At 48.2% G+C, this 6,000-nt stretch carries 5 protein-coding genes; 4 read left to right on the top strand and 1 reads right to left on the bottom strand.

The features are described 5' to 3' along the window. Positions 1–189: 189 nt before the first annotated feature. From ACFVS2_RS20060 to ACFVS2_RS20045, 4 genes are all read left to right on the top strand, one after another. A complete protein-coding gene (locus tag ACFVS2_RS20060; protein ID WP_390236892.1) occupies positions 190–1,689 on the top strand; it encodes a spore germination protein in 1,500 nt (499 codons plus the stop codon). Positions 1,690–1,741: 52 nt separating this feature from the next. Beyond that, entirely contained in the window at positions 1,742–2,944 is a 1,203-nt protein-coding gene (locus ACFVS2_RS20055; RefSeq protein WP_390236890.1) for a Ger(x)C family spore germination protein, read from the top strand. A gap of 68 nt (positions 2,945–3,012) precedes the next feature. After that, entirely contained in the window at positions 3,013–3,246 is a 234-nt protein-coding gene (locus tag ACFVS2_RS20050) for a hypothetical protein (protein ID WP_390236888.1), read from the top strand. A 37-nt stretch (positions 3,247–3,283) separates the two neighbouring features. After that, the gene (locus ACFVS2_RS20045; protein ID WP_390236886.1) at positions 3,284–4,375 is read left to right on the top strand and encodes a GerAB/ArcD/ProY family transporter; all 1,092 of its coding nucleotides are present in this window, start codon (positions 3,284–3,286) and stop codon (positions 4,373–4,375) included. A 46-nt stretch (positions 4,376–4,421) separates the two neighbouring features. Here the strand turns inward: ACFVS2_RS20045 and ACFVS2_RS20040 are convergent, their stop codons facing one another. Beyond that, on the bottom strand, positions 4,422–5,921 hold the full coding sequence (locus ACFVS2_RS20040; protein ID WP_390236884.1) for an IMP dehydrogenase: 1,500 nt from the start codon (positions 5,919–5,921) through the stop codon (positions 4,422–4,424). Between the last annotated feature and the right edge of the window lie 79 nt (positions 5,922–6,000).

Raw genomic sequence — 6,000 nt, 5'->3', positions numbered from 1 at the left:
TGCAAAAACACCTCCAAGATTGTCCCCATATCTTACGACATGGTTTAGTTCTCTTGAAGGTGTTTTGATTTGTCTCACTTTAAGGGGTCAGTCCCCTCCTAGAATAGGGGGCTTTTTTGTGTTCAGCATAGACCCCAGAGCCATGAGGGATAGTAAACATATCCCGAACTGGAAAAAGAGTGATTTGAAATGATCCATTCAGCAAAACAAACTGCGCCCTTTCTTTGCTCGTTGGACGAAAATCTGGAAAAGGTGAAGCAAGAGCTCGGCAACAGCACGGATCTTGTGACGCGCCAAGTGCGTCTGGAGGCTGTCAATCAGATGCAGGTGGGGATTTTATACACCGAGGGTCTGGTCGACAAAAATATGATTAGTGGCTTTATGGAGTCTCTCATGCTTCATGCCAATAAAAACGGCTTCCCCGTAGAAGCCGATCCGTTGATGTTGATGAAGGACTTCTTGCTCACGATCGGTGGAGTGGAGGAGGTCTATGACTTTGACCATTTGTATGATGCGATATTGACGGGGGATACCGTTATTTTGGTAGATGGGTATTCGTACGGCTTTATCGCAAATACGAAGCAGTGGGAAGATCGTGGTGTTCAGGAGACTTCCGTGCAAACGGTGGTTCGGGGTTCCAGAGAAGCGTTTTCGGAAAACCTTCGGACCAATACGGCTTTGGTACGCCGGCGGATCAATAATCGCAATCTTTGGTTGGAGACCATGCAGATCGGGGACATGACAAAGACCAAAGTCGCCATGATGTATATAAAAGGAGTCGTGCAGGAAAGTGTAGTGACAGAAGTCCGAGAACGCTTGGGGCAAATAACGATCGACGGTATTTTGGAGAGCGGAAACATCGAAGAAATGATTCAGGATCATACTTTCACACCGTTTCCGACCATTTACAATACAGAACGCCCCGACTCGGTGGCAGCTGGGCTGTTGGAAGGACGTGTCGCCATTCTGGTGGACGGTACACCGATTGTTTTGTTGGTACCAGCTGTTTTTGTCCAATTCTTTCAGTCCTCTGAGGACTACTACATGCGTGCGGATTTTGGGATTCTGCGTATTTTGCGCCTTATCTCTTTCTTTATCGCTTTGCTCGCGCCATCCCTTTATGTCGCCGTTACGACCTTTCATCAGGAAATGCTGCAGACGAACCTGATCATGAGCATTGCAGCCCAACGTGAAGGAGTGCCATTCCCGGCAGCCGTTGAGGCGCTGTTGATGGAGTTTACCTTTGAAATGCTGCGAGAGGCGGGGGTACGTATGCCGAGGGCGGTGGGGTCAGCGATTTCCATCGTGGGAGCACTCGTGTTGGGGGAAGCTGCCGTGCAGGCAGGGCTTGTTTCACCCGCTACCGTCATCGTCGTTTCCATTACAGCGATCACCAGCTTTGTCTTCCCTTCCTTTTCTATGTCCATTCCAATCCGGCTGTTGCGGTTTGGGGTGATCGCACTCGCCGCCAGCTTTGGTCTAATCGGCGTATTTGTGGGGATGATCGCTTTGTGCATTCACCTGTGTACCCTGCGTTCATTTGGTGTCCCCTATATGGCTCCGCTTGCCCCTGTGAATCTGTCCGATCAAAAGGATACGCTGCTTCGGCTTCCAATCTGGATGATGCATACGCGTCCCCATTTTTTGCGCCAGAAGAACAGCGTCAGAGAAAGAAAAAGTAAAATATAGCGCAAGTATCGTGCCGATGTGATGATAAAACGATAGCCGAGGTGGAGACGGCATGAAACGAAAAGGTGTGTTCCTTCTAGGCCTGGCTCTTCTCGTTTTATTGACAGGCTGCTGGAACCGCAGAGAATTAAATGATTTGGCAATCGTCATGGGAACGGGTATCGATAAGATTGATGGAGAGTATGTGATATCCGCCCAAATCGTCAATCCGGGAGGGGTAGCGTCAAAGGAGAGCGGGGGGATGAGCCAATCAGCTGTTGCGACTTACAGCATGCGGGCATCGAGCATTTTTGAGGGAATCCGGAAAATGACAACGGTAACGCCGAGAAGGCTGTACTTTTCCCATATCCAGGTGCTGGTTTTGGGGGAGCAGATAGCAAAAGAAGGGACAAAGGAAGTGCTGGATTTGTTATTTCGCGATCATGAGGTCCGGCCTGATTTTTATGTCATTCTGGCCAAGGACGCGACAGCGCTACAAATTCTCAGCATGATCGATCCACTGGAAAAAATCCCGGCGACGAAGCTCTATAAAAGCTTGGAAACAGCAGAGAGCGCTTGGGGATCGATTGTCTCCATTCAATTGGATGAATTTATTGCAGATTTGCTACGGGACGGGATCGAGCCAGTGTTGGTAGGAGTTAATCTGAAAGGGAAGGTACATACGGGGACTTCTAGTGGTACTTCCCAAAAAGAAAGCCAGTCAACGCTGTTGAGGTATCACGAAATTGGTGTCTTCAAAGGAGACAAGCTGCGGGGGTGGTTTAACGAAGAGGAGAGCATCGGATTCAGCTACATCACAGACAGAGTGGACAGTACAGTCGAAGAAATTCCTTGTGATAAAAACAATAAAATTGTCATTGAGATCATCCGAAGCAAAACAACTGTCAGCGGCAAGGTGGAAAAAGGCAAACCACAAGTGGAAGTGAGCATTTCCGCAGAAGGCAATGTGGGCGAGGTGGCGTGCAGTAACGATTTGTCCGATCCCAAAACCATATACAAATTGGAAGCTGACGTAGAAAAGCAGATCAGAGGCAAAATCCTAAGCGCCATCCATAAAGCACAAAAGCAATACCGATCGGATGTTTTTGGATTTGGACAGTCGATCTACCAAAATGACCCCAAAGGGTGGGAAAAGGTGAAAGAGGATTGGGATTCTCAATTCTCCAATCTGAAAGTGAAAATCAAAACAGACGTGAAGCTCAGGCGGACAGGAAAAGTAGGCAATTCGTTTATTCCTTTCATGAAAAAGGAGTAGAGCATAACTTTTTCCATCCATGGAAATGGTAAAGATAATCCTGCGAAAAAGTAGGTGCACTGCACAGCATGTGGACCATCATGATGATTTTGCTGATCAGCCTACTGATTGCCCTCGTTGAGGTACCTTATTTGAGAAGGAACGCGATGAAAAAGGAAATGCTGGTTTTTCTCATTTTGCTAGTAGTTGCGACGGGACTTGGCATAGCTGAATCGCTCGAGGCGAATATTCCGAACCCGTTGGACTGGATCACATTTGTCTATAAACCATTCAGCGACTTCATTTTGGGAACTGTAGAGTGAAGCAGTAGCCAGCAGCGAGGCGGGGGAGCGAGAGGAATTGATAGACAACAGTCATATTAGCGCAAGGCAATTCATGATACTCGTGGCGCTTTTTGGGATTGGTGATGCGATTTTATACGTCCCATCCCTTACTGCTACCGCTGCGAAACAAGACGCCTGGATCTCCGCCCTCATCGGGTGGGGGGAAGGCTTTCTTTTAACCTATCTGTATGTTTCGCTGAGTATGCGGTATCCGAACAAGTCGATCTTTCAGTTCAGTGAGGTTATATTGGGGAAGTGGCTGGGGAAAGCGGTGGCTGTGTTGTTCATCAGCTATTTTTTCATCGACGCTTCGCTCATGCTGATGGAGATTGGCGATTTTGTCACGACGCAGATTATGCAGGAGACCCCCATAGAAATTATTCTTGTCCTTTTTACGGTGATCATCGTAATGGGGGTCCGCAGTGGAGCAGAAGCCTTTTCTCGAGTGAGCGAGCTGTTGTTTCCATATTTTCTGTTGCTTTTTTTTATCTTGATCGCATTTATTTCCCCCCAGATCAAAATAGGAAATGTGAAGCCCGTGCTTGCGCATGGAATCGCTCCAGTTTTCGGGGGGAATTTCAGGTACGTGGGTTATTTGCTGGAAACGGTCATTCTGATCGTGATGTTTCCCTTGGTCAAACAGCCAGCGCGTGCGGCCAAAGCTTATATCTTGGGCATCCTTTTGGCGAATTTCTTCCTGACGATGATTACTGCCGTGGCCATCTTGGTCTTGGGTGCCGATATTACCGTACTGCTCGCCTACCCAAGCTACACACTTGCGCAAAAAATCAGTATCGGTAATTTTTTTGAGCGAATAGAAGTGTTGATGGCCGTCATCTGGTTTATCACGCTCTTTATCAAAATTACCATTTGCTATTATGCGACGAACATTGGAATCGCAAATACACTGGGGCTGCGGGATTACCGCCATTTGACACTTCCACTGGGGATGATCATGATCGTAGTGGCATTGACGACGATGCCTAACCGCCCGTATTTTGACTCTTTCGTTTCGGACATTTGGATGCCTTATTCCTTGACGTACGGTTTGTTCTTGCCCGTTCTCTTATTGAGTGTCGGTGCCCTAAGAAAAAAACCAGTCTGCTAGCACTGTGAGCTGCAGACTGGTTTTTTGTGTTTACGCGTCGATTGTATTACTCAGCAGCCATGCTGCTTTCTTTCAAAATAACGTCATGTGCGCCGCCTTCTACCAAGCTAGTAGCAGAGATGACGGTGATTCGCGCTTTTTGCTGAAGCTCTGAGATGGAGAGCGATCCGCAATTGCACATGGTCGATTTGATTTTGCTCAAGGTACGGTCGATGTTCTCGCGCAGGCTTCCCGCGTATGGTACGTAGGAGTCTACGCCTTCTTCAAAGACGAGACTGCTTTTGCCGCCAGTGTCATAGCGTTGCCAGTTGCGAGCGCGGTTAGAGCCTTCTCCCCAGTATTCTTTCACGAAGTTGTTGCCGATCTTCACTTTTTTGGTCGGGCTTTCGTCGAAGCGAGCGAAGTAACGTCCCAGCATGACAAAGTCTGCACCCATAGCCAAAGCCATTGTCACGTGGTAGTCGTGTACGATTCCGCCGTCGGAGCAGAGGGGAACGTAAATGCCTGTTTCCTTGAAGTACTCGTCGCGAGCTGCTGCCACTTCAATGAGGGAAGAGGCTTGGCCGCGTCCGATTCCTTTTTGTTCACGGGTAATGCAGATGGAGCCGCCGCCAATTCCTACTTTTATGAAATCTGCGCCCGATTCCACGAGGTAACGGAAGCCTTCCTTATCGACAACGTTACCTGCACCGATCGGAACATTGAAGTTTTCTTTTACATATTGAACCGTCTCGCGTTGCCATTCGCTGAAGCCGTCGGAGGAGTCGATGACCAGAATATCAACGCCTGCTTCCACCAACGCAGGGACGCGCTCTTTGTAGTCCTTTGTATTGATACCAGCACCTACGATATAGCTCTTATTCGCGTCCAAGAGGGACAGCGGATTGTTTTTGCGGGAATCGTAGTCCTTGCGGAAAACGAGGAAGTCGAGATTTTGATTTTCGTCTACGATTGGCAAGCAGTTGAGCTTGTGCTCCCAGATCAGGTCGTTTGCTTCGGAGAGCGAGATACCAGATTTGCCATAGATCAGCTTCGAGAATGGTGTCATGATGTCGCTGACGAGTTTGTCCTGAGAGTCGCGGCTGATGCGATAATCGCGACCCGTTACGATTCCGAGCAGCTTGCCTTTTGCCGTACCATCTTCCGTAATGGCAACGGTGGAGTGGCCTGATGCCTCTTTCAATTCCAAAATGTCTTTCAGCGTATGGCTTGGTGTCAGGTTGGAGCGGCTCACGACGAAACCAGCCTTGTAGCCTTTTGCTTTGCGAACCATGGTTGCCTGGCTCTCGATGGACTGGGAGCCAAAAATAAACGAAATACCGCCACATCTAGCCAATGCGACCGCCATATGATGGTCGGAAACTGCTTGCATGACTGCGGATGAGAACGGTATGTTTAATGAGATGGCAGGCTTTTCACCTTTTTTATACTTGGTAATCGGAGTGGATAAGTCCACATTGTTCGGCGTGCATTCTTTTGTGGTGAGATTTGGCAACAACAAAAACTCATTAAACGTTCGAGATGGTTCTGTGTAATAAAAAGCCACGATTCTCTCCTCCTAGGTGAAGTTGGTCTCGATTTTTTTAACTGCCTCTTTAATAGAGAAATTTTTACCATGTTAACCG

This window comes from Brevibacillus sp. NPDC058079, from assembly GCF_042885155.1.
Taxonomy (GTDB): Bacteria; Bacillota; Bacilli; order Brevibacillales; family Brevibacillaceae; genus Brevibacillus.
The sequence above is the reverse complement of the archived record's forward strand: the minus strand, read 5'-3'. Positions and strand labels throughout refer to the sequence as shown.

Excerpts from the sequence above, each read along its gene's own strand:
- ACFVS2_RS20060 (WP_390236892.1), top strand. The coding sequence starts at position 190 with ATGATCCATTCAGCAAAACAAACTGCGCCCTTTCTTTGCTCGTTGGAC.
- ACFVS2_RS20055 (WP_390236890.1), top strand. The coding sequence starts at position 1,742 with ATGAAACGAAAAGGTGTGTTCCTTCTAGGCCTGGCTCTTCTCGTTTTA.
- ACFVS2_RS20050 (WP_390236888.1), top strand. The coding sequence starts at position 3,013 with ATGTGGACCATCATGATGATTTTGCTGATCAGCCTACTGATTGCCCTC.